This window comes from Ruegeria atlantica (assembly GCF_013032005.1).
Classification (GTDB): domain Bacteria; phylum Pseudomonadota; class Alphaproteobacteria; order Rhodobacterales; family Rhodobacteraceae; genus Ruegeria; species Ruegeria atlantica_A.
The window spans coordinates 136,586-161,261 of record NZ_WQBE01000005.1; the positions used below are offsets into that span (position 1 = coordinate 136,586).

General features: G+C 53.6%; 23 protein-coding genes and 1 pseudogene. 8 read left to right on the top strand and 16 right to left on the bottom strand.

What is annotated here, in order from left to right:
• Positions 1-220 precede the first annotated feature (220 nt).
• The 4 genes from GOX21_RS11525 to GOX21_RS11540 form a co-directional block, all read right to left on the bottom strand.
• Positions 221-1,258: a TRAP transporter substrate-binding protein gene (locus GOX21_RS11525; protein WP_170377344.1), complete on the bottom strand. Its 1,038-nt coding sequence runs from the start codon at positions 1,256-1,258 to the stop codon at positions 221-223.
• 67 nt (positions 1,259-1,325) lie between these two features.
• Positions 1,326-2,654, bottom strand: coding sequence for a TRAP transporter large permease (locus GOX21_RS11530; RefSeq protein ID WP_170350254.1), 1,329 nt, complete (start codon positions 2,652-2,654; stop codon positions 1,326-1,328).
• Positions 2,651-3,223: a TRAP transporter small permease subunit gene (locus GOX21_RS11535; protein ID WP_425082651.1), complete on the bottom strand. Its 573-nt coding sequence runs from the start codon at positions 3,221-3,223 to the stop codon at positions 2,651-2,653. Before GOX21_RS11535 ends, GOX21_RS11530 begins: the two co-directional genes overlap by 4 nt.
• A 1,272-nt stretch (positions 3,224-4,495) precedes the next feature.
• Positions 4,496-5,395 carry a LysR family transcriptional regulator gene (locus tag GOX21_RS11540; protein WP_170377346.1) on the bottom strand — a complete coding sequence of 300 codons (900 nt, stop codon included), beginning with the start codon at positions 5,393-5,395 and terminating at the stop codon, positions 4,496-4,498.
• A gap of 116 nt (positions 5,396-5,511) precedes the next feature.
• Between GOX21_RS11540 and GOX21_RS11545 the strand changes: the two genes are divergently transcribed.
• From GOX21_RS11545 to GOX21_RS11555, 4 genes and pseudogenes are all read left to right on the top strand, one after another.
• Complete coding sequence (locus tag GOX21_RS11545; RefSeq protein WP_170377348.1) at positions 5,512-6,060, top strand: NAD(P)H-dependent oxidoreductase; 549 nt, start codon at positions 5,512-5,514, stop codon at positions 6,058-6,060.
• A gap of 34 nt (positions 6,061-6,094) precedes the next feature.
• Positions 6,095-6,832, top strand: a complete 738-nt coding sequence (locus tag GOX21_RS11550; RefSeq protein ID WP_170377350.1) for an SDR family NAD(P)-dependent oxidoreductase — start codon at positions 6,095-6,097, stop codon at positions 6,830-6,832.
• A gap of 425 nt (positions 6,833-7,257) precedes the next feature.
• Positions 7,258-7,461, top strand: a pseudogene (locus GOX21_RS21515) (integrase); the annotation flags it as partial.
• A gap of 11 nt (positions 7,462-7,472) precedes the next feature.
• Positions 7,473-7,838, top strand: coding sequence for an adenylate/guanylate cyclase domain-containing protein (locus tag GOX21_RS11555; RefSeq protein ID WP_254428534.1), 366 nt, complete (start codon positions 7,473-7,475; stop codon positions 7,836-7,838).
• Between the two features lie 370 nt (positions 7,839-8,208).
• On the opposite strand, the gene GOX21_RS11560 is transcribed toward GOX21_RS11555, so the two are convergent.
• The 3 genes from GOX21_RS11560 to GOX21_RS11570 form a co-directional block, all read right to left on the bottom strand.
• Positions 8,209-8,616 (bottom strand): universal stress protein, encoded by a 408-nt coding sequence (locus GOX21_RS11560; RefSeq protein ID WP_170377353.1) that lies wholly within the window; start codon positions 8,614-8,616, stop codon positions 8,209-8,211.
• Between the two features lie 60 nt (positions 8,617-8,676).
• A complete protein-coding gene (locus GOX21_RS11565) occupies positions 8,677-9,126 on the bottom strand; it encodes a phasin family protein (protein ID WP_170377355.1) in 450 nt (149 codons plus the stop codon).
• Between the two features lie 131 nt (positions 9,127-9,257).
• A complete protein-coding gene (locus GOX21_RS11570) occupies positions 9,258-9,728 on the bottom strand; it encodes a c-type cytochrome (RefSeq protein ID WP_082643718.1) in 471 nt (156 codons plus the stop codon).
• 263 nt (positions 9,729-9,991) lie between these two features.
• On the opposite strand from GOX21_RS11570, the gene GOX21_RS11575 reads away from it, so the two are divergent.
• Both GOX21_RS11575 and GOX21_RS11580 read left to right on the top strand, forming a co-directional pair.
• Positions 9,992-11,212 (top strand): APC family permease, encoded by a 1,221-nt coding sequence (locus GOX21_RS11575; protein WP_170377357.1) that lies wholly within the window; start codon positions 9,992-9,994, stop codon positions 11,210-11,212.
• A 48-nt stretch (positions 11,213-11,260) separates the two neighbouring features.
• Positions 11,261-12,877, top strand: coding sequence for a hypothetical protein (locus GOX21_RS11580; RefSeq protein ID WP_170377359.1), 1,617 nt, complete (start codon positions 11,261-11,263; stop codon positions 12,875-12,877).
• Positions 12,878-12,886: 9 nt separating this feature from the next.
• Here GOX21_RS11580 and GOX21_RS11585 read toward each other — a convergent pair whose 3' ends face one another.
• From GOX21_RS11585 to GOX21_RS11625, 9 genes are all read right to left on the bottom strand, one after another.
• On the bottom strand, positions 12,887-14,461 hold the full coding sequence (locus GOX21_RS11585; RefSeq protein WP_170377361.1) for a trypsin-like peptidase domain-containing protein: 1,575 nt from the start codon (positions 14,459-14,461) through the stop codon (positions 12,887-12,889).
• A 150-nt stretch (positions 14,462-14,611) separates the two neighbouring features.
• Positions 14,612-15,115, bottom strand: coding sequence for an Hsp20/alpha crystallin family protein (locus GOX21_RS11590; RefSeq protein WP_170359678.1), 504 nt, complete (start codon positions 15,113-15,115; stop codon positions 14,612-14,614).
• Positions 15,116-15,311: 196 nt separating this feature from the next.
• Positions 15,312-16,430 (bottom strand): ABC transporter permease, encoded by a 1,119-nt coding sequence (locus tag GOX21_RS11595; RefSeq protein WP_170377363.1) that lies wholly within the window; start codon positions 16,428-16,430, stop codon positions 15,312-15,314.
• A complete protein-coding gene (gene rbbA / locus GOX21_RS11600) occupies positions 16,431-19,127 on the bottom strand; it encodes a ribosome-associated ATPase/putative transporter RbbA (protein WP_170377365.1) in 2,697 nt (898 codons plus the stop codon).
• Positions 19,124-20,119, bottom strand: coding sequence for an HlyD family secretion protein (locus tag GOX21_RS11605; protein ID WP_170377367.1), 996 nt, complete (start codon positions 20,117-20,119; stop codon positions 19,124-19,126). Before GOX21_RS11605 ends, rbbA begins: the two co-directional genes overlap by 4 nt.
• Positions 20,120-20,466: 347 nt before the next feature.
• Positions 20,467-20,844, bottom strand: a complete 378-nt coding sequence (locus tag GOX21_RS11610; protein ID WP_170377369.1) for a nuclear transport factor 2 family protein — start codon at positions 20,842-20,844, stop codon at positions 20,467-20,469.
• 29 nt (positions 20,845-20,873) lie between these two features.
• Positions 20,874-21,014, bottom strand: a complete 141-nt coding sequence (locus GOX21_RS11615; protein WP_170377371.1) for a hypothetical protein — start codon at positions 21,012-21,014, stop codon at positions 20,874-20,876.
• Positions 21,015-21,302: 288 nt separating this feature from the next.
• The gene (locus tag GOX21_RS11620) at positions 21,303-22,088 is read right to left on the bottom strand and encodes a formate/nitrite transporter family protein (RefSeq protein WP_170377373.1); all 786 of its coding nucleotides are present in this window, start codon (positions 22,086-22,088) and stop codon (positions 21,303-21,305) included.
• Between the two features lie 348 nt (positions 22,089-22,436).
• Positions 22,437-22,883 carry a universal stress protein gene (locus tag GOX21_RS11625; protein WP_058283451.1) on the bottom strand — a complete coding sequence of 149 codons (447 nt, stop codon included), beginning with the start codon at positions 22,881-22,883 and terminating at the stop codon, positions 22,437-22,439.
• A gap of 375 nt (positions 22,884-23,258) precedes the next feature.
• Here GOX21_RS11625 and GOX21_RS11630 point away from each other — a divergent pair, with 375 nt between their 5' ends.
• Both GOX21_RS11630 and GOX21_RS11635 read left to right on the top strand, forming a co-directional pair.
• On the top strand, positions 23,259-23,639 hold the full coding sequence (locus GOX21_RS11630) for a hypothetical protein (protein WP_170377375.1): 381 nt from the start codon (positions 23,259-23,261) through the stop codon (positions 23,637-23,639).
• Between the two features lie 133 nt (positions 23,640-23,772).
• Positions 23,773-24,297: a flavodoxin domain-containing protein gene (locus GOX21_RS11635; RefSeq protein WP_170377377.1), complete on the top strand. Its 525-nt coding sequence runs from the start codon at positions 23,773-23,775 to the stop codon at positions 24,295-24,297.
• Positions 24,298-24,676 lie beyond the last annotated feature (379 nt).

Here is a 24,676-nt window from a genome sequence, read left to right on the forward strand (position 1 = left end):
CATCACCATTGACCGATGGTCAGGCACTAACTACCGCACTCTCGCCGAGTGGTGAAAACTCGGCGCGGCATTTTAGACAATTCTACTGGCCCGACTGACACTGATTGCAACTTGCATGGCAACGCCTTCAGTTAGAAAATGCTCCGAGATTTAATCTGGCTGCCACAATACTAAAAAAGGGAATTAGAAGTGGCCCCTGTCAGAGGCCACTTCTAACGTATCACTCAAAGTTGTACGGCGCACCGGCTTGGTTGATCACACTGTTGTATTCTCGGAAAATTCCAACGATTTTCTCATGCACTTCGCCTTCCTGGGCAATTTCTTCCCAGAACTCTTTGGCTGCATTCTCGACCTCGGCCCATTCGGACGCAGGCACTGATCGCAATTCCAGCTTATCGCCATTTGCGCGCAGTGCCGCTTCTCCGCCCCAATACCATTGATTGCGATAGGTGTGACCTGCTTCGATACCTGCCATCACGACGGATTTCAGGTGATCTGGTAATTCAGCCCAACGCTCTTGGTTTGCAAACCAAGATCCGATCCACGCACCCGAGATGTTGTTGGTCAGGAAATAGTCCGTCACATCAGCCCAACCAACCGTGTAATCCTCGGTAATGCCCGACCACGCCATGCCGTCAAGCTCTCCGGTCTGTACGGCGACTTCCGCGTCTTCGTAGGGAATGTTCACCGGCACGACGCCAAACTTGGCGAGGAACCGACCAGCCGTTGGGAAGGTGTATAGTTTTAGCCCATCCAGATCAGCAACCGATGTAATTTCCTTCTTTGTGTTGAAGTTGCACGGGTCCTGCCCGGCAGCAGACAACCACTGAACGCCAACTTTGGCATACTCGTCGCGCCAAATGTCCGCCAACCCGTATTGATTGAACAAAACCGGCACGTCGAGAATGTGCTTTGTCGCGAAGGGGAAGTACCCGCCAAAGACGCGAAGCGGTGTCGGTGACGCCATCGAGTCATCGTCCGAATGAACCCCGTCGATTGTTCCGCGCTGAAGCGCTTGGAACAGCTCGCCCGTGGGCACAATCTGATCTGCGAAGAACAGCTCGATTTCCAGCTCACCGTTGGCATTGGCGTTGATGTAGTCAATTGCAGGCTTGGTCACATGCTCGCCCAACGCGCCTCCGGCATAGGTCTGGAACCGCCATTTGATGGGGGCCTGCGCCTTTACAATAGCCGGTGCAGCAAGCGTCGCGGGCGCGGCCAAAGCGGCGGTCCGCAAAAATCTACGTCTTGTAGTCATGGTCTTCCTCTCCTGTGCTTTTCATTGAACTTGATCCGGTTAACCCGGTTTCTCGTTCTTTACGTGCTCAGTTTCCGTAGACGATGCCCGGAAGCCACAATGCGATGTCTGGGAAGGCCATCACCAATCCCAAAGCCAATGCCATCACTGCCACAAACGGTATGATGGACCTGTAAATATCTCCAATCGTCACCTCTGGTGGGGCCATGGCCCGCATCAAAAACAGGTTGTACCCAAAAGGCGGAGTCATATAGGCGATCTGACATGTGATCGTGTAGAGGACACCGTACCATATCAGATCAAACCCCAGCGCACCGACCAGCGGCACGTATAACGGAGCTACGATGACCAGCATGGCGGTGTCATCCAGAAACGTACCCATAACCAGAAAGCTGAGCTGCATCAGGATCAGGATGATCCACGGGTTCAGGCCCAGCTGCACCGTAAACAGGTTTTCGATCGCCTTGACCGCGCCCAGCCCGTCAAAAACCGCGCCGAAGGCCAGGGCCGCAAGGATGATCCACATAAACATGCAGGTTATTCCAAGCGTCTGTTTGATCGAGGTCTCAAAAACCTGCCACGTCATGCGGCGTTTCAGAACCGCCGCCATCAAGGCCGCGATTGCCCCCAAGGCCGAGCTTTCGACCAGTGAGGTCCAGCCATTCACGAAGGGCACCATCATCACCGCAAAGATGCCTATGGGCAGCAGACCAGCCCCCAGCAGGCGGAGTTTTTCGCTCCAGGTGACCTGCGCGCGTTCTTCGGCGCTCATCACAGGGCCGAGCGATGGGTTCAGGCGACAGCGGATGGCGATGTAGATGATGAACAGCGTGGCCATCATCAAACCGGGAATAACGCCTGCCAGCCAAAGCTGCCCGACCGGTTGACGGGCAATCATGGCGTAAAGGACCAACACAACGGAAGGCGGCACGAGAATTCCCAAGGATGAACCAGCCTGTATGACCCCCGTCACCATACGCTTGTCATAGTTCCGGCGCAGCAATTCGGGCAAAGCAATTGTCGCTCCAATCGCCATACCTGCAACGGACAATCCGTTCATGGCTGAGATCAGAACCATCAGACCGATTGTGCCTATAGCCAGCCCGCCGGAAAGACCGCCCATCCAGACATGGAACATACGATACAGGTCATCCGCGATCCGGGATTCCGACAAAACGTATCCCATGAAAATGAACATCGGCAGCGTAAGCAGGGGGTACCAGCGCATGACCTTGATCGCTGCCGCAAACCCCAGATCATAGCCCCCCCTGTCGCCCCACAGGAAAAAGGCGGCAATCACTGCTACGAACCCGATAGCCCCGAATACACGCTGCCCGGTTAACAGCATCAGCATCATGGTCGAGAACATGAGCGCGGCTATCAATTCATAGCTCACCCGCGGTGTCCCCCTTCAAGGTCTTCGGGGGCCATATGCACCGGCTCATCATCTTTCGGACCCATATCATGTCCTCGCAACCGCAAGATGTCTTTGAACAGTTCCGAGATTGACTGCAACAGCATCAGCAGAATGCCAACCACCATGATCGTTTTGATGGGCCAGATATAGGGGCGCCACGCGGACGAGGACCTCTCGCCGCCATATTGGAACGAATACATCAAACTGTCCCAACCTCCCCACAATAAAAAGGCCAGATACACGATCAGAAAAAGCACCGTCAGCACGTCAACCTGGCTTTTTCGGCGGTCTGTCCATTCTCCATACAGCAGGTCCATCCGGACATTCGCACCCATCTGCATCGCATAAGGACCGCCAAGAATGTAGTAAGCGACCATGGCAAACTGTGCCATTTCAAGGGTCCAGAGCGAGGGGACAAAGAAGGTCTTGGACACAGAGGAATACAGCAGGATCGCCATCATAAGAAAAATGCCATACATGATGACCCGCCCAATCGTCCTGTTGGCACGGTCCACAAATCTGACATAGGCCTTCATCACACCTGTCACGAAGCCGCCTTTACATAATGTGATTTGTCATGTGAGCCAGCGTAGAGCGAAAACTTCTCCGAGCGACTAAGAACTAACATCCCGCATTCGCGCGGAAAACCGCTATAAAATTCACGCATGTTGAGCTCTACCCCAATACTCTCCCTCTTCATCAGAGCGACATGTCGGATAGCTGTCAAGTTGGTACCAGGCATAATTGGCTGATTAAGGTGATGGTTCTAGAGCTTCATGGCAAACCTATTGTTGCAAGTCGCCCTTACTTGCTACTTTCTCATTTCGATGGATGCACTTTTTTGTGTGAGAACAAACCTTTCAGAGCGACAAAAACAGAGAATTTGGCGCGAAGGAGCGTAATTTAACATTTCATTCAAATACGACCTTTATTTGAGATCGAAACCGAACCTGGGGAGGCCAACAATCTTCCCGATGAGATGCCTAAGGTCCTTAGTGATTTTGTGACGTCCTGGGGGCGCCTGCAATTGAAGTTGTATCTTCTTGCCGAGTAACAGTTATAGTTATCGCCAATTCGCTGCGCGGCCCATCCTTACCTAAATGAATGTTCATCAGATAATACCAGTGGCAGCAGTGCCCGCAGTTCGAGAGTTCGACAAGCCTCCTTTCTCGCTAGTGCAGCGAATGGCGGCAAAGCGAGCTGCGACCGCAGCATCTCGGTTGGCGGCTGGAGGTCGGCTCTGGGCCGAACGCTGAGGCAGGGTATTCTGCTGATCAATCACGCCCAAGTAACACACACTGCGCCGGTTTCCAGGTTGCGAAGAGGCACATTGGCTTACTGTTTCACGTCGACTTGAAGCGCTTGAACCGTCGAAACACTCTAAAAGCGCAGAAATCATAAGGTGTTGAATTCAATGGCAGGCGAGTCTCATTAATTCAGTCCCATTATTTACGTACTCCGACAATTCTTGTCGGATCACCTTAGTGGTGAGACTGCGGTTCCAACAAAATCAGCTACTTAGAGTTTTCAATTTTTGAGACTCCAGAATCCGAGATTTTCTAACCAAACAAATAAAAAGCAGTCCTTCATTTAAGGCGCGGAGAACGACTGCACTGAGCCCATCCTGTGAATTTGGTTTTCTCGCTGCGTACGCTCGCAGCACAGACTTTGCCGCGTGCGCATCATCTTGTGCACAGCAACGCGTCTGAAGAACCGGTCGTTCCTGCGCAGCGCGGCGACAATGGATGCGCCAACTCACAGGTCGCGGACTTAGTGCTAATTCAGACGACATTGGAGTGAGCTCAATAGCGCCCTTTTGATTAAGCACCAACGCGGTTCTTTTTCAGGTGTTGAATAAAGAGGCGCAGTGGTGTCATCGAACGGTATTCCCGCGGGAAAAAGATATTGATGCCGGGGATGGAAACCCTGTTTTGGACTAAGACTTCTTCGACTAAACCGGATGCCAGTGATTCCAGACACGTGTCGCGAAACGTATAAGCTATTCCCAGCCCGCGGGCCGCCATTTCAACCGTGACCGGCGAAGAGTTTGCAATCAGGCTACCGCCCACTTCGACGGCGTAGTCACCTTCAGGGCCGGTGAATGTCCAGGGGGCGAATTGGCCGGAGCTTTGGAAGCGGTAGCGCAGACAATTATGTTCCAACAAATCCCTTGGGTTTTCTGGGGTGCCATTCTCCGCAAGATACTTCGGGCTTGCCACCACAGCTGTTTGCAATGGACTTGTTAAGCAGATGGCAATCATATCCTGCGCAATCATGCCACCCATACGAAAACCAGCATGGAAGCCCTCGCCAAGCACATCCGACAAAGCATCGGTTAGCAGCAGCTCAACCTCGATCTCGGGGTATAGCTCCTGGAATGAGACCAGCGCTTCGCGAACGACCAGATGGTAGGCGATCTCGGAAATCGCGAGCTTCAACGTACCGCGGGCTGAATGGCCTGCTGTAAGTGCGCTTTCAAGCCCGTCGGCAAGTTGATCAAATGCCGGGCCTGAGCTTCTCGCCAGAGCACGCCCGGCTTCTGTCAGATTGATTGACCGCGTCGTCCGGATGAACAGTGCAGTTCCAAGTCTGTCTTCTAGGTTCTTTAGCTGATGACTTACTGTGGACCGTTTGAGCCCCAGCTTTTGTGCAGCAGCACTCAGGCTGCCGTGTTGAGCAATCGCATTGAACACTTCGAGAGTGGAAAGAGGCAGGCGCATTGGTGCATCTCCTACACCATAGAGATGGTTAACAGGCATATTGTTGTCTGTGATGGAGTATATAGATTTGGCCAACAAGTAAACGCAACTCCCCGGACGGCAGAGACAAATCACCAATGAACATTCTCGTTTTGACCGCTCATCCAAACCTCAAAGCCTCATTGGTCAACCGAGTGTGGTTTGACGCCCTGTCAGATGTGGCAGGCATCACAACCCGTGACCTGATGGCCGTCGGCGGGCGGGAGATGAAATTTGATCCGGAGGTCGAACAGGCCCTGCTTCGGAATGCTGACCGTGTCGTGTTGCAGTTTCCGTTCTACTGGTACTCCTCCCCGCCCGTACTCAAGGCGTGGCTTGATCAGGTGTTGCTTGCCGGGTTTGCCTATGGCCCCGGTGGCAACCAACTAAACGGAAAAGAGCTCGTGCTTGCCGTTTCCACTGGTGGACCGGTCGAAAGCTACCGGACTGGTGCATTCAACAATTTTTCCATGTCCGAGTTTCTGACTCCGTTTCGACAGACGGCACTTATAACTGGCATGACCTATCTGCCGCCATTCGTACTCCACAGTGCGATGAGCCAGGACCAGATCAGGATCGGAGCAAGCGTTCCGGCGTTGATTGCGCATCTGACGGGACAACAGCCCGAAGCCAAGTTGGCTGGATAGGCACATACCCCTCGCTAAAAATCAGGAGAAGCAAATGGAAAACCTCGAAAACAAAGTGGTCCTTATCACCGGTGGTGGTACGGGAATTGGGAAAGCCACGGCATCTGCCTTTATTGCCAATGGGGCGAAGGTGGTTATTACCGGTCGCAGACAATCCGTTCTTGAAGCAGCAACTCAGAAACTTGGGCCGCAAGCCTACGCCATTGTTGGGGATGTCAGCAAAAATGGCGAACCGGCCCGAATTATCGAGGAGACCATCCGCAAATTTGGCCGGCTGGATGTTTTGGTCAACAATGCTGGAACAGGAAAGATGGGTCCACTGTCTGAAACCAGTGACCAGGATATCGAAAGCATTTACCGAACCAACGTGTTTGGACCGCTGGCTTTTGCCCGCGAGGCAACCCCCCATCTTGCCATCAGTAAGGGGGCAATCATCAATATTTCTTCGGTAGTCGCGCGCGGAATGATGCCTGGTGCTGCGGTTTACGCATCGTCAAAGGCAGCTGTGGACCACGCAACCAGACTCATTGCTGCGGAACTCGGTCCAATGGGCATCCGGGTCAATGCGGTCGCACCCGGACTTACAGACACGGAAATAACGGCAGACGTAAAGTCAAATGAACAAATGCTAGGAATGATTATCGCTCAAACACCGATGGGTCGCATCGGTGAACCTGAAGACATCGCAAACGCGGTTCTTTTGCTTGCCGATAACCGTGCCGGGTGGATCACAGGCCAGTCTGTACAAGCAGGTGGAGGGTTCCTGTTGTAAGGCGACGAGCGTGATTTTGAACATCAAGCTTCAATAAATATCCGCAGAGGGTCAAAAGCGACCCGGCAACATCTTCGACATGATGTTGTCGGGTCTTCAATGATTACAGCATGAGATTTCTTGCCGAACCAAACGATTTGCTGAGTTAAACCGTCGGGATCAATATTGCGCTGTTGAAGCAACGAAAACCGCAAAGACTGACCCACTTGAATTAGCCTTTGTAGGAAAATGTACGAACTCTGCGTTTAGCGCCTCTTCAAGCGTTAAGCAGCATCTGGAAGACTGGGGCTCAGACCAGCTCAATGCACCCGCAGTGTTTCCCGAAGAACAAGCAATCGGACAACGGCCATTCAAACCAACTGTAAAGTTCAGGTGTCAGCGCAGTGCTGATGTCTGGGCCTGGCGGGAGGATTGGAGGGCCCAACATGCCAAGAATTCAACTTCCCGCTGTCACCCCTAAACGAAGAGCCTGGAACAAGGGCCGGTTCATTGGCCAGAAACGACCGCTGTTGCCGAAACAGGTCTGGGCGATCCGAGCGCGGCTCGAATTGGCGGGCAACCTGCGCGATCTTACATTGTTCAACGTGGCGATTGATAGCAAGCTTCGCGGATGCGACTTGGTGAAACTGGGTTTACCACCATGTGCGAGAGCGACGCCCCCGGCGATGTCGTTGATTTCTTGCGCGGGTATCATGACAGGTTGGGCAAGGCAGTTTTCGAGAACGAAGGCACACTGGACAAATATCTGGGCGACGGGTTGATGGGGACCTTCGGGACACCAGAGCCCAGTGAGAACGACGCCAGTAACGCACTTCAATGCGCCTTTGACATGCTTGAGGTATTGAGCATCTGGAATCGTGACAGGAATGCTGAAGGGCTTCCTCCGGTACGCATCGGAATTGGCATCCACTTCGGTCCTGTAATTTCTGGTGACATCGGAAACCGGCGCCGTCTTGAATACAGTGTCATCGGCGATACCGTGAACGTTGCAAGCAGGCTGGAGTAGTTGTCGCGGAACCTAAAATCTTCTTTGGTGGTTAGCGATTTGTTGATCGAGGCAATAAGTCCGACGGACAAGGCTGGGCAATCCTTAGTTAAGAGGTTGGTATCCGCCGGAGTGCAAGATTTGAGGGGACGACGCGCAAAGATCGGCGTTTGGATCTACCCGCTGAAATAGTAAGTGTTTGCACATGGCTTTGCCATTCCCCCGAATTCAACTTTCGCAGTCCATTCGGTCGGACCCGCTCATTGAGCCGGTCGACGCCATCCATTTCCATATGGTCATGCAGCGTGTGACGATCGTAAAACAACTCGGGTCTGGAAAATCGACTCATCCACAACGCTTAATCGACGTGCGGCACTTACCAGAAACCGGTTCAGCGGATCACGTGGACAGAACAATTGGCGTGGTGAACGACCCGGTTTGCAGTTGACCCAATAAAAATGTTCTCGATCCCCGGCTTGTGTGAGGCCAGCACTATGCAATCGATGTCATTTTCATTTGCGAAGTCAACGATCGCGCGGCCAGCACTCCCCGAGACAAGGTGCGGTTTCGCACCCGATAGCTCCGCAGCATTCCGATGTAAGCTTTCCTGAAGTTCTTTTCGCGTATTTGCCAGAACTTCCTCGGGTATCTGAGATGCCACATATGCAGGGATCGGTTCCTGCACATGAAGCACTGTGAATTCCGCATCGGCATTCGCCAGCAAACGAGCAGCTTCAAATGAGGCCTGTGTATCGTGATCTTTGTCCAGTGCGACTGGTACCAGAATGTTTTTATACATATGAGCTACCTTCCATTGCTCCAGCTGCGATCGTTCCGACCTCTGCGGTGATACGGCTCTCTATACCGGATCGGATTTCGGAGATTTACCCGCCTTCTTAGCTGTGCTTGCAACATCATCCATTGTCTTTTCCACAGCTTCGACTTCGGTTTCCGCTGCATATGCTGCACATCGGGCAACTGTTTCGAACCATTCCTGAGCGTCAGCCACAAGGCGTTCGGCTGAATGCTTCTGCCACTCTGCTATGGATTGCAGCGCTTTCGCCGGATCAGTCGGGTCTGCAGCAGACGCCGAGCGCGCAGCTTCCAGCGCGGTTCGCACAGCCTCGTGACGCCTCTCAAACCAATGTTGAGCAAAGGCCTCTGCCTCTTTCAGTGACTTCTCCTGCGTGTCCCAAAATTGCTCAAGCTGAGCGCCCAGAAACGGATTGGCTGTAGTAGTCGGCTGCATCTGCTTGAAAATATCTACAAGTGCGTTGGAGTAACTTGATTTTGGCTTCTCTTCAGGCATCGGAGATTCCTCCTCATCTCTAAATGCTGAATATTAACTGAGATCGTGGAAACTTGCCTTAATGTAAATCAACCACCGCCGGCAAACGTGGTAGTGGTGTCCTGCAATCCAAGGGTGGACTTTGTGCCAACCTATTCGGTCTGTATAGCCTCAAGATACGCAATCACATTCGCCAACGGCACACCTGCGAACATCGGTTGGCCGTCAGGCATCGTCAGCGCAACTTTTTGATCCGAATCCAAAGCTGGTCCAAAAATGGGCATTTCTCCACCATGCGCGAGCAATGGTGCGCGACCATCAATTTGACGCGCCACCGCCTCAATCGGAAAAACACCGTCGTTTTGGGCCGCGAGCCTCGTCAGATCAGGTGTCCTTATCGCCAGCATCTCCGCCATTGGACCATCTCCTGTGGCCTCGAATCCATGGCATTGCCAACAATAAGTTCTGTAGAGATCGTGCCCATTTTGAAGGTCAATATCCTGCGCCAGTGCAGCACTTGCAGCAAATATTGACAAAAGAAGTCCGCGACAAACTAGCATCTGTTCCTCCTCCGAGATCAGCATTTCGAGTTGAAAATACGCGATATCGAATGAATGCTTCATTGATCTCGCTCATATTCAACCTTTGAGTACCAGCTGGGAAAAACCATCACGAAACGACGGTCGCAGCATTCGGATCTGCCTCTCTGATCAGTCTTAGCGCCTGATGATATAGATCAATGCCAAATAAAGAATTACATATCAAAGTATGAATGTTTCAGAAGAAGCTCGGTATGAGCGGCGATGAGCCCTTGGTTTATCATCGGGGTGCTTGTTTGCGGCACAGCTTCGGTAACCCGGCAATTGCCCATCAAGGAGTGAGGTGAATGCATACAGTTGATCCACCGTCCCCTAAACTCCGACGTTCTCTCACCACCCCGTTGCTTACATTATATGGGCTCGGTGTTACCGTCGGTGCGGGAATTTATGTGCTCGTCGGCGCAACCGCCGAGGCCGCGGGCCCTTATGCTGCAGTTTCGTTTCTTGTTGCAGCGCTCGTCGTTTCGCTGACGGCTTTGTCGTACGCCGAACTCGCGACACGCTATCCCGTAAGCGCGGGTGAAGCGGCATACGTTGAAGCGGGATTTCAAAGGGGCTGGATGGCGGTTCTAATCGGTCTTGCCGTTGCTGCGTCTGGGATTATTTCAGCCTCCGCTGTTGCGATTGGGGCGGCCTCATACCTTCACACCCTGACGGGGCTTGGCACCGCATTGCTTACGATCGGCGTTGTGTCGGTCATGGGGCTGATTGCAATCTGGGGCATTACACAATCGGTATTTGTGGCAGCCGTGATCACGGTCATCGAGATCGCGGGGCTTCTTTTTGTAATTGGCTGGGGCATGTCTGTGCAGGAACCGCAAGGCCATGAAATTAGTGAGATGATTCCGGGGCTCGAGCTCAGTACCTGGCGCGGTATTATGGCGGCATCTCTGCTGGCTTTTTTTGCCTTTGTCGGCTTTGAGGACATGGCAAACGTCGCGGAAGAGGTAAAAGACCCAACCCACACAATTCCAAAGGCTATCCTTTTGACGCTCGTTCTGGCTACGGGTTTGTATCTAGCGACCTCGATCACGGTCCTGCTCGTTGTTCCTATCGATACCTTGTCGACCTCGGCCGCCCCACTCACGCTGGTTTTCTTCGACGCACCCGAAGTAATCAAACAAGGGTTCGCCGCAGTCGCGGTCGTTGCAACAGTCAATGGCGTCTTGATCCAGATGATTATGGCGTCGCGGGTGATCTATGGTCTTGCCGACCGGGATCATCTTCCGAAAATACTGGCGACTGTCCCGCAGGTTACCCAAACACCGGTCGTCGCAACCCTGTTGGTAGTTGCGATAATTCTTCTGCTGACGCAAACTTTGCCAATCGGCATACTAGCGGAACGCACATCCCAGATCGTTTTGGGAGTGTTTGTTTTGGTCAACATCTCGCTGATATTGCTGAAGTCCCGGCCAGGGACAACTCGGGAACATTTCCGCGTACCTCTTGTTGTACCAATCCTTGGGGTGCTGACCAGCGCTCTGCTTTTTGGTGCCGGATTTCTCTGAGAGGAAAACCGACAGCACAGGGTCACCAGAACGGGGTCCGACTGACGCATGAACACTGACCGATCAACATTTGGAAGGCGGATTTCAGGCTGGTGGCACCGGACTTTCGTCGATCTGATCGCGCAATTGCAATGGTCTTACCTGCCACCATTGATGGTTTACTTTGCGGCTGGGGTTTCGGGGCTAACATCCGTCGTCGGCGCGTTTTTTCTTAAGGACTATCTGAATTTATCCGCAGCTTTTGTTGCGGGATTGGCATTCTGGGCCGGGTTGCCATGGATTCTAAAAATGCCGCTGGGTCATCTGGTTGACCTGTTCTGGCGCTGGAAATCCCTACTGATTGCCGTTGGCGCATCCTTTATCACGGCGTCATTGCTCATCATGTACAGGCTTGTGGCTGCGCCTGACCAAATGGCCGGCATTATGCCACTTGAGGATTGGTACGTCGTTGCCTTGATGTTGGCTCCTTCAGGTTATGCCATTCAGGATGTCGTTGCTGACGCCATGACAGTCGAAGCAGTGCCGCAATCGGACCGAGACGGACGCGCGTTTATTCAGGACGAAGTTCGTGCCCGGCACACCACCATGCAGACCCTCGGCAGGATTGCGATCATATCCGGGTTTGCAGGGGTCGCCGCGGTTAACATCTGGATTTTTTCGGGGGCGGAAAATCTGGAACAAGCCGATCGTTTGGTTCTCTACGGTCGGGTCTATCTCATTGCCCTGGCTATCCCACTATTGTCTGTCAGTGGAGTGGTTCTTCACGCTCTGATACAGCGTCGCCTCGTTCGTCGAGGACACCTTCTGCACAGACCAGATCAAACCACCGAAGTCAGGTGGCCGATCCTGCTGGGCGGACTTGCGTTTGTTGTTCTCAGCATAGTGTTGGGAACCGCAAATTTTGCCTTCGCGCAAGAGACCGTTTTTGCGGTGTCGCTCACGGTCATTCTCTACCTCATGTCGCGTTTGCTGAGAGAGCTAGAGTCGAAACAGGCCAAAGTTCTGATCGGGACAGCAACTATCATTTTCGTTTTTCGAGCAGTTCCCTTGCCAGGACCGGGCCTGACCTGGTTCGAGATCGACGAGCTTGGGTTTGACGAACAGTTCCTGGCCATTCTAGCGCTTCTGACCTCACTACTTGCTTTGCTTGGCCTGATTATCCTCAGGCCGTTTATGGCAAGTCGTTCGATTGCGCAGGTTGTAGTGTTACTCACGATTGCAGCCGGAGTGCTGTCCCTGCCAAACCTTGCCTTGTACTACGGGGTGCATGAATGGACGGCCGCGCGCACAGGTGGGGTCGTGGATGCAAGGTTTATCGCCATTCTTGACACAGCCGTTGAGTCACCGCTGGGTCAGATCGCGATGGTCCCAATGTTGGCTTGGATCGCGCGCAACGCCCCAACACATCTGAAGGCTACCTTTTTTGCGGTCATGGCTTCGTTCACCAACATGGCATTGTCAGCAAGCAGTCTCGGTACAAAATACCTGAATCAGATCTTTACCGTTACCCGCGCGGTTACCGATCCCAGAACGGGTACCGTTGCCTCCGTCGCTGACTATAGCCACTTGGGGAACTTGCTGATTACCGTGGGCTTGATCTCTGTCATCATCCCACTGGCTGTGGTTTTTCTGGTGCAAAACTCGCCTTATCAGACGCGCGATTGAATATGCGGATCAATCGCTTTCATCGAGAAGTATCTTGAGGTGTGACACCGGAACGCCAATATTCGAGCCGCCAAATTCGGGTAAGATCGCGGCATTGATAGCAACCACCTCGCCGTTTCGGTTAAGGGCAGGTCCGCCGCTTCCGCCGGTTGTGGTTTCAGCATCATAAACGACTGCACCGGGACTGGTCTGGGCGACGATCCCCCGGCTGGCCAGAGGCCTGATCTTGTTCTGCTCTGAAAGGTGTTTTGCAATAGTCCAGAAATCGACAGCGCCGTCTCTCTCAAGCGTTTTCAGAAAATCCGGCCCAGCCTGCACAATCAAGGCCTTAAGGCCAGTCGGAAATCCAAGCAAGAAAACTTCTTCACCTGCTCGCGTCGGGTGAGGTGCCAGTGAGAGTCCAAGCCCTTGAACACGGTTCGCATCAACGGACAGAAGCGCCAGATCGGCCGTTTTGCTTGCCCTAAGCAATACCGCTTCCATTGGCTTGGATTGTTCTGGAAGATAAGCCAGCAGGCTAAGTATCTCGGCTTCAAGCCCTGCTGCCTTCAGGGCCTGCGCCCGATCCCCGGTCGTCCAGGGCAAGGCGACATGACGGTTGGTCACCAAAAGAGAGGTGTCCTGCAATAGAAACCCGGTTCCGGTGAACTGAAATTCTGCCGGCGCGCCTTCCGCATCTGGCTCAATCCATGGTTTTCCGAATGGAGTTTTTAGTTTCTCCCCGTCCGGGCCAAGCACATGCCGCAGCAATTTGCCGCTTTCGGTCTGTCGCAATCCGTAAGCACCCTGGATAAAGGCAATAGATCGCGTCGAGGCTGTGATAACTCGCCTTGACGCACCAGCGCGTTCTTCCAAAGTGCCAAGGCGCTGCTCGGTGGAAATCACCTGGTTGTCAAACGCTTCTCTGAGCGCGACCAGATCATCCGCCGTCAGTGCATCTTCTCGCGTTTGCGTAAGCATGACAGCAACCGCCTCGATCTTGAGAGACTCCTGTTTAAGGCTGTCCGCCAGCTTCCGGTCGTTCTGAAAAAGCAAATAACCAAAGGCAAAGATCAGAAGAAGCACACCGATAACGGTAACCCTGAACAAAACCGTGGTTTGTGATGTCAGCCGACGCCCGCCTTCGCGCAGCGCACCGGACATTTTTCTGGCAAAGGGTCGTCGGCTGGAGCGCGCATACACATATGCGTCACTTATTATGTCTTCGACCGTGTGATGTGCAGGGAATGAGTGGTCACACACCCTGTAGCGTGACATGGGCCCCTCTGCACCGAACTCAATCATGTCGCCATGCCCAAGAACTGCCGAAGCAGTTTTTTGACCATTGACCCAGATATCCCGGCCAGGCAAAGCGTTTAGCGCGTAACCGCCTTGCGACCACTGAATGGTTGCCACGTCTTCGTCATGCGGGGGCAAATCCTCTTTCCGCCTGAACTTCAGGATACGATCAGGACCCACCGAAGCAACCAAAGCGTTGCCGACAAGCCAGGTAACGGTTCCGCGGGACGGCCCCGTCAAGCTCTCCAGAAATGCACGGACATCGCCCGTTTCACTTTCCACATCGCTTTTGTCCGGCGTCCGCATTGTCCATCTCAGTTCTCTAACCCTATTGGCACATTATCATGCGCAGCGGTGAAACCGCTATGGTGGGCAATAATGTGCTCGTTTTAAGAACACCAAGGGTCCGCGCATGCTGCCCGGACCATGATGGTTGCGCGTGCGCCTCTATTGCTCCTATTTCGATGAGACCTTGATCTTCCGGCTGGGATCCTGAGGTTCGGTTTTCGGCATCGTGACGTGCAGGACACCTTTGTCGAACGCAGCGGAAATCTCCTCGATATCGACTGCATCAGGCAGCGTCATTGTCCGAGTGAAACTGCCATAGCTTCTCTCGCTAACGCGCAGATCGCCTGTGTCATCATGCGTAACATTCTTCTGGCCCCGCAGCGTCAATCTACGGTCTTTGATTTCGACTTCGACGTCGTCTTCTTCGAGACCCGGCAATTCAGCCGTGAGAACGATCGCTGTATCCGTTTCGTGGATGTCAATCGCCGGCGAAATCGCACCTGTCATGTCCAACGACGGGAAGCCCGTGCGTTGCGCGGCTGTTTCCAGCGGCAGGAATGGCGCTGCGCCCCCGAAAAAGCGCGACATCATGGATTCCATTTCGCGTCGAAAATTATCAGAGAGCGGATGTGTTCCAGCAAACAGTTGCGGGGTATTTTTGTCTTCAAGCATTTTCTGATCCTCCTCCTTTGGTGCGATTGGGGGGAGGCGGTATTATTGCAAAAAACGCGTATAATTACCTTGATCTTGCGCAAGCAAGCGTCCTCGGTATCGCGCCAAAAGGACAACCCGGCCGTATCAGTATTCCGAATGAAACAAGGCGCATTACCGGTCATACGTCCAGGCCAAGGGGTAAACTGATCTGACTCTATTGCGCCACCGAGCGTCTGAAAAGCATCAGGCTTGACGCCAGAAGGATTGCGCCGAGTAACGCCATCCATAAGAACTCTGGCCAGACCGTCTCAAACCTCGCCCCCTTGAAGATGATGGATTGGCTGGCGGACATGTAATGGCGGGACGGAAGGATCGATGTTCCGACCTGAAGCCAGTCGGGCTGCCCCTCGATCGGTGTCTCTCCTCCTGACAGCATCAGCATCGGAAGGACAGTCAGCATTACCAAAAGCGCGAACTGTGCCATTGAGCGCGCAATCGTTGCAAGAAAGACCCCAAGTGCGGTTGCTGTGAAGAGAAAGAGGGCGGTGCCAACTAAAAACAACACCTTCGACCCCGCGATACTGATCCCTAGGAAACCTTGCATAACAAAGGTCAGCGATAAGGCGGCCGCGACAAGAACCACCGCTGCGTTTGCCCAAATCTTGGCCATCGCAATGTCAAACGGGGTAAGCGGCATCGCAAGCAGGTGTTCAATTGTGCCATGTTCACGCTCGCGGATCATTGCGGCACCGGTGAGGATTGTGGTCAGCCACATGATCTGGCCGATGAGCGCCACGATGCCGGCAAAACGAACAGTATCACGGTTGGGATTGAACGCACTGCGCATGATGATATCGACGGGCAATGACTCTGCCAGGTCCGCGCCAATGGCAAAGCGACGGATCTCGGCGCTGAGGATATTGACGATATAGTTTGCGCCAATCCCGGCCTGTTCCATCGCCGTCGCATCAATCAGAACCTGAATTTCCGGCGTGCGCCCGGCGCGAACATCTTTCTCGAACCCTGGTGGCACCGCGACCACAAACAGGAAATACCCGGCATCCATCTTTTCGGCTCCGGTACCCGGTGCGATCTGGACAACGGGTTGAAACTCCGGAGGGAAGAATGCCGTGGCAAGAGACCGTGAAAGGGGCGAGCCATCCTCATCGGCAAATGCAATGGAGGCATTGTTGACCGAGTTCGAAACCCCCGTCGCCTCCATCACGGGTGCCAGCGTGAATGACCAGACCAGCAGCGCCATCATCACCCAATCACGCCGAAGGCTCATCATTTCTTTCAAGCCAAGCCAGAAGATGCAGGACAACCGTTGCATTTATTTCTCCTGCGCTCGAAGTAAAAGGGCAGCGATCAACGTCAGCACCGGTCCGAAACAGGCCAGGGCCAGAAGATCAGGGGCAAGCGCATCCCAGCCCAGCCCTTTGGTGAAGGCACCGACATTCAGATGCAGGAAATAGGATGACGGCCAGAGCGATCCGATTGTTTGCGCGCCGCCTTCAAGCGTTGAAACCGGCTGCAGCAGGCCCGAGAACTGAATCGTAGGTACGACCGAGGCGATCGCGGTGGCGAAAGTAGCGGCCACCTGGCTTGAGGTCATGGTCGCAATGAGCAGCCCATAAGATGTGGTCGCCCAGACATACAGCAACGCGCCAATCGCCAGGGGAACCGGGTTGCCTTTGAGCGGTACATCAAAAACCAAGACCGTCATTCCAGCCAAGAGCAGGAAATTGGCGAACGCGATTGCGATATAAGGGATTTGCTTGCCAACCAGAAACTCAAGCCGCGTCGTTGGCGTTGCATAGAAATTGGTGATTGTTCCCAACTCTTTTTCACGTGCGACGCTGACCGCCATCAGAACTGCCGGTAACATTATCAAAAGGATCGCAGGCATGGCCGGGGCCATTGCGGCAATACTCTCGAAACTCTGATTGTACCTGAAGCGTGGCTCGATACGGGCGATCTCGACCGGATGCACACCGTTTTGGCGGGCCATTGCCGCCAAAAAGGTATTGTGGAGCCCCGCCACATAGCCTTCTACAGTCTCGCCTTTGAACGGAATTGCGCCGTCCACAATTGCAAGCACGTCCGTTGCTTCAACAGAGCGGATCTTGCGCCCAAAGTCAGGTGGGAGTTCGACAACCAGCGAGGCATCTCCTCGGGCCAGCCGTTCATGGCCCTCATTGATACTCGTCAGTGGCTGTGTTGGGTTGAAGTAGCGCGATCCTGAAATCTCTGCAATGTAGGCGCGGCTTTCTGGCCCCTGTGACAAATCCAGTACCGCGAAATCCAGTTCTTCGATGTCCAGCGTAATCCCATAGCAAAAGACCAGCATCAGGATCACCGAGCCCAGGAACGCAAACGCCAAACGCACGCGGTCGCGCAAAATCTCGATGGTTTCACGCTTCGTGTATGCCAGTGTGCGCCTGATACCCCCGCCAGCGCTGTCATCAAGGGCATGAACCGATACCTCAGGAGCTTTCACCGGTGCCGGAGGGTCAGCTGCCTTCAATACCGTGACAAATGCTTCTTCCAGACTGTCTACCTGTGCCCCGGCGATCAACTCATCCGGTGTTCCCTCAGCCAGAACACGGCCCGCGTGCATGAACGACACCCGATCACAGCGCTCTGCTTCGGCCATGAAATGGGTCGAGACGAAAATCGTCACTTCTTCATCTCTCGAAAGCTCAATCAGCAACGCCCAAAACGAGTCGCGCGCCTCAGGGTCCACTCCCGAGGTTGGCTCATCCAGGATCAGCACGCGAGGTCGGTGGATCACAGCGACGGCCAGGGAAAGACGTTGCTTGATGCCAAGTGGCAACGCCGTGGCCAGCATGTCCATATGTGCAATCAGGCCAAAGCGTTCCGCCAGTTCATCGATACGCCTATCGCGGTCCGTGATCGCAAAGATGCGGGCATGTAGCTGGAGATTCTGCCGAACGGTCAACTCGCCATAAAGCGAGAATGCCTGACTCATATAGCCAATCTCGCGACGCATCCTCAGGTCGCGTGCATCAACCGGTCTTCCGAACAACAGCGCCTCACCGTCACTTGCGGGCAGAAGACCTGTCAGCATTTTCATGGTGGTCGACTTGCCGCAGCCGTTCGACCCGAGGAAGCCGAAAATCTCACCACGGTTGATCGAGAATTCGACGTTATTGACTGCCGTGAAATCGCCAAAGCGCCGCGTCAATCCGCGTGCCGTGATCACTGGGTCTGCCTCACTGTGATGTGTGGGCGCTTTCCTTGGTGCGATCAGGGGATCTCCGTGCGCCTGCAACCGCCGGTAGGACGTTTCAAGATCGCTGGCTTCCCCCTTCAATTCTGCCGGAGAACCATGGAAAAGCACGCGCCCGGCATCCATCGCGACGATAAAGTCGAATTGTTCGGCTTCTTCCATATAGGCTGTCGAAACCAGTATGGAGAGGTCGGGAGTAGCCTCTCGGACCGCGTCGATCAGCGCCCAGAATTGACGCCGCGACAGTGGGTCGATGCCGGTGGTCGGCTCATCCAGAACCAAAAGCTTAGGGTCATGGATCAGTGCACAACACAGCCCGAGCTTTTGCTTCATGCCGCCCGAGAGTTTTCCCATCAGCCGATCAGAGAAAGGCGCAAGCCCGGTTGCCGACAGCAATGCTGCGATCCGGATGTCACGCTCCTGCTGCCCTTGTCCGAAGAGACGCGAAAAGAACTCAAGGTTCTCGCGCACCGACAATTCTGCATAGAGGTTCCGGCCCAACCCCTGCGGCATAAATGCGATCGCTGGGCAGATTTTGTGACGATGGGCACGGTCGTCGATCGAACCTCCAAGAACCTTGATCGTGCCGGATTGAAGTTTCTTCGCGCCGGTGATCAAACCCAAAAGCGTTGATTTGCCAACCCCGTCAGGCCCGATCAGCCCAACAAGCTGACCTACCGGCAGGTGAAGCGACAGGTTATCGAGTGCTGTCCGCTGGCGGTACTTATGCGTGACACCACTGACGCAGAAATCAGATGGGCCCGCCTGGGAAATCATTCGAACAGTTCGGGTGGAATCCGCCTTTCCAGATATTCCGGCCATACACTGTCAGAAGAAAGCCTGATCACAGCGATACCGCGAAGGCCGGTTTTCACATGTTCGATCCGTTCTGTGATCAGATCCTCAGGAATGCGAACCCGAACGCGAAAGACCAACTGTTCACGCTCGGTCAATGTCTCTACCTGCTTCGGAGTGAACTGGGCTTCGGGGGATACAAAAGTGACGGTTGCAGGAACGGCAAAATCCGGCAAGGCATCAAGTACGATGCGCGCCTCAGCCCCGATGGGCAGCAACCCCGCTTCGCGTGCGGGCAGGTACACGTCCATATAGACGTTCTCTAAGCTGAGAAGCGTAAGGATCGGCTCACCCGCGCCAACAACTTCACCGGGCTCAGCCAGTTTGTAAAGAATGCGCCCTGGCATAGGGGCAACAAGCGAAGCATCCTCGATCTGGGCGGCGATCCGGCGCACTTCGGCTTCTGCAGCCGCGATCTGGCTGTCCGAGGTTGCAACCCGGGCCTTGGCGGCACCCAGAACGGCGTCGGCAACCTGAAATGCGGTTTCGCGATCTTCAAAGACTGTCATCGAAATGTTTTGACCGGCCAACAGTGCCTTTGCCCGTTCCAGTTCCTGCGCCGCGCGACGCTGTTGGCTTACTCGTTGGACAACAACAGCCTCGGCTTCGGCCTTGGCTTGACGCGCCAATGCTACTTCGGCTTTGGCGCGATCAAGCGCTGCAGACAGTTCATCGGTGTCCATCTTGACCAACAGTTCACCCACAACAACCAAGTTACCTTCTGCCGCCAAAACCTGTGCAACCCGCCCTGCGAAGGTGGGGGCAATTTCCACTTGTTCAGCCTCTATCCGTCCATTGCCCTGTACAAATCCAACTGGCAATTCACTGCTGTCTTCTGAAACGAATATGTACAACGCCGCACCTGCGAGAAGGAGCATTACGACGATCAGTATTGCGCGCACATTCTTTTTCATGATCTGGCGTACCGCGGTTAAAGCTACTAGGTGACGTTATCTCAAACCCCGCAAAACGCTTTGTTTTGGATCAAACAGAGACCTTTAGAGGGTTGTTCAAGCCAAACTCGGGTAGAAAACCGGCGCAGCAGTCTGATTGTTAACCCGCATCAATGGCTCAATGCGGATTTCACGGCGTGACTTTAGATTTCGGTTGCGCCGAACTGACGGAATTGTTGCGCATGGGCAAGCACCACGCGGTCGAAACAAATGCCCAATTGTCCATCCATCGTGTCAAAGCACTTACAAGTCACACTTCCAGCGTGCGGATGAAACCAACACTGCGTCAGTATTGCGGGTTGCCGCTGCTACTTCGGCAACATGAAGAACTCTTCCAGTACAATCTTTCCGTCTGCTACTGAATAAACTGCAATCTCACTCAAGGTGATACGTTGCCCAGTTTCCTTCTGCTTTACGTCAGCCTTATATCGCACACTGAAGCGGTTTGGGGGATGAACATAGGGGCCATCGACGTCAAATTCGATGATTTCATGAGCTGCCAGCCAATCCTCTCTTTTCCCTTTGATAGCATCACGGCCTTTGGTGATGCGAAACTGCCGAACCGGAGGCACAACCGCTTCTATGGATTGAGCGTTTTCGGCATACATTTCATCAACATTTGCAAGGCCCCTGCGATTACGCATCGCCTGAACAAATGTTCTTCCAATATCGACTAATTCTTCCATGATAGCCCTCATTTTAGGCATCAACTGTATCACATCTTGCCTTTTCCAATCTTGACGAGGATCAATGAATTTAGATGTTGGCGAAGAATCCAGTTCGGGAACGAGAGGGCAACTAGTGCAGTGGCAAAGAACGGCCCAATTCCCGGCACCGTCATCAGCCAACGCGCCATCTTCCTGCCTCGTGGTCGGTGAGTTACCTCCGCATCCAACTCTCATATCTGACTGATCAACCGGCTCGCATCCCAATCAGCGGACTTAGGCAAGCCTGTGCCGCTTCCGCTCGTGTTGCACCATCATGCGACAACCGATATCGACCACGAAGACAACCATGCTCCCGGCATCTAGACTACTAAGTGCAGAAAAAGCTTGATCTGGGCTGCACAATTAGACAACGCCTTCAAAACCATCTGAAACCGTTCGTTTTGCTCTGGCAGGCGCTGTGATCGAAGAAGTGGGTCTTACCCTTTAGTAGCACCAAGGTAAGCAAACCAGTAGGCCAAGGCGACTCCTCCCGCCCCGCCGACAATGTTGCCCAGAGTAACCCACAATAGATTGGTCGCCACTGAGAAAACCGGCACAGTTGCCCCCGCCGCCCAACCCTGCGGAAAGAAAAACATGTTCGCAATCGAATGCTCGAGCCCCAGTAACACAAAAGCAGTGACGGGCCACAAAACGGCCAGAACCTTGCCGGCGACGCTGCGGGCGGCAAAGGACAGCCAAACAGCAAGGCATACCAACCCGTTGCACAGTGCGCCACGGGCGAAGGCCTCCATCGGTTCCAACCCCGCTTTGGCATCGGCTATCACCACGGCGGTATTGCCCATCGGCCCCTCGAGCAGGCCGGTCAGAGAGAAGGCCAATGCAAGCCCGAGGGCGCCCACGAAGTTTCCGGCGTAGACGATGCCCCAGCTTCGAAACAGCAGTCGCAGTGGTATCTTGCGGTCGACCGCTGCGATCACCATCAAAACATTGCCGGTGAATAATTCTGCACCACCTGCGATCACCAGGATAAGGCCCAGGGAAAACACCGCGCCACCCAGAACGCGGATCGGCCCCGCAGCGCTGTCTGCGCCAGTAACCGCCATCGTATAGGCTGCTGCGCCAAACCCTATGAATGCCCCGGCCAGCATCGCAAGAACGAACATGGGTGCCATTGGCAACTTTGCCTTTGTGACCCCAGCAGTCTCAACTAATGTTGCAATTTCAGAGGGTTTATGAGCGTCGAACAGGGACGGGTTGTTCATGTCGGGCTCCAGAGTTAGAACGGATCTACGTTGGCAGGTAGTTTACAGCCTGTCTTCTGACCTTGAAACAATGCGTAAAAAAACGGGAAGTTCATCTGTTCCACCACAGTTCGGGTCGTTTCGCCTAACACAGTTTAATTGCCGGTCATCGCCACAGGCCCCAATGACCTCTGTTTCAGCCTCCGTTTTCGTGCCACCGTCATGAAGCAGTGGATATCTGACTCCATTTTCACAGTAGGGAGTTCAGCGTCACGGGGTAGCCATCGAAACTTAATTCTGCCACGAGATTTCAATGCTGAGCTTATTGATCGTCATCGTTTTTGTGCCGATTGGGACCAAGTTTGAAATTTAGGCAACGGTCAAAACCGCACAAGTGGCATTCCGACTGATGCCTTGAGAGGTGCTCCCTTGAATCAGGCTACCAATGCTTCCCAATCCGCGGCGGCCCGTCACAATCAGGTCAGCTTTGCATTGCTCGGCGCATGCGATGATCTCGTCGACCGGATCACCGCGTTGGGTATGTGTTTGCGAAACTGTCTGATTGTATTCTTTGGCAATCTCTTTGCCCGCGGAAATGATCTTGTCTGCTGCCTGCTGAACCTCTTCGTCTGAAGGCATTGTCGTGACGGCGTGATAGCCAGCAACAGCGCCCATTGCGAAAGCCACGGTTTGCGGCTGAGGTGTATGGACAAGGTGAATTTGGGAGCCATATTTGCTTGAGATATCACAGGCTACGCGTAGAGCTGCTTCTGACGCCTCTGATCCATCCAAGCCAACCACAATTATTTTGAACATGTCGCACACCCTCCTTTGTGAGGGGTCAGTATGGGTGAACTTGCAGCAACTAGCATTGACTCAAATCAACACTTTTCGCTGCAAATTCGAGCGTTGTCGTCCGTTCGTTTCCAGAAGATTCACGGTAACCGAACAAATTTAATGACCGTTGGAGCTGCAAGCTAGTCGCGCCAAAGGGGCGACAGCGTATTTTTACTGCAAAAAGCCTCCCGCAGGCATTGCTTTGTTCAAAGGGTGTCAATTTGGGCCCAATGATAAAGATCAAGAGTAATGGTGAGAAAAATTGCTATTATGGACGTGCTTTTCAATCCCTTTGGCGAAGTTGGCAGCTTTCCTACGACACGACATTCAATCTAATTCCTGAGGATAACGACTATGCAGCCCTCTCCGCCTTGGACTCGCCCAGCTGCAATAGCCGCGGCATTCTTCGGTCTCCTGACAATATTCTCCGGCGGAACGGCCCTGTTTGGGGGTGCCGCCGCTAAAGCAGCAGTTGGAGATGCAGTTCCACTCGTGCTTTGGTTCAATTTTCTGGCTGGATTTGTCTATTTGCTTGGTGCAATCGCGCTCTTTAAATCAAAAACCTGGGCAACTCGAATTGCCTGGGTGATAGGCTTATCAACATTATTTGTGTTCGCTGTTCTGATATTAGTGGCACTGTTTGGAACGCCGTTTGAATGGCGAACCGTCGGTGCAATGACCATACGCACTGGATTTTGGCTGGCGATAGCTGTCGCGCTTTCCAGAACCGCATGAGCCGACAAAACGACGCCGCACCCGCGTCCAAAAAACTTGGCAAGACAGTCACTTTTGATTGAGATCAAGGGCTGAAGCGAACGGTTTCGGCATAGTTGGCGCGCTTTTCGGATCGATTTACGGGAGGATCGAAATGACAGTGCTGATTGCCTACGGCACCGTTGAAGGTCAGACTGCCAAGATTGCTCGCTTTATCAACGATGTAACAAGAAAAGCCGGCTACGATACAATACTGATCAACACCGGAGACCAGATACGACACGTGTCCCTGACAGGTGTGGACAGGGTCATTCTTGCGGCTCCTGTCCATGAACGCCGGCACCCCAAGCTATTCGAAGCGTTTGTTGAAACGCATAGAGACGCGCTTGCGTCCCGGAAGTCGCTAGTGCTTTCGATAGGCCTAAAGGCGGCTTTTGCAAGAGGCCAGGAAGACGCCTGGGACTATCTTACCGAAATGCTGATGCGTACGCATTTTGAACCTGACCTAACGGCTTTGGTTGCGGGCGCTGTGCAGCCTGACAACTATGGGTATTTTGAAGAAGAGATCGTTCAGCATGTTGTCTTAAAGGATCAAAAGATCGATCCAAGGGACGGTGCTCGGGAGTTCACCGATTGGGACGCTTTAAGGGAAACCGTGGTAACATTCTTGGACAAATGATCCATCCCGTGGCTTAACTGCTGCCTTTCTTCAGTTGTCTTACCTGTAAATGTCGCCGCCACATTGCACCTACGCCAGTTTTAACAGGCGTTCGAATTCACTGAGTTCCATATCAGAACGCGGCCTAGATTGAAACTACAGCGAGCATGATCTTCCTAAGCCAATGAAACGCTCGTGTTCCAAATCATTCGATGACGGACATGCAAAAGGCCACCAAGCTGCCGTTCGCCGCGGCAGCAGCACTGCACCTCACGAGCGGCGGCTATAGCGCATAAGCAGACTTTGCAAATCTGCAAAGCCCACGCTCAATCCACAGACGGCGTGGTCCGGCTCCATCGCCGATTTTATCAACCCCGTGTGCTTTCAAAGCGAAATTATA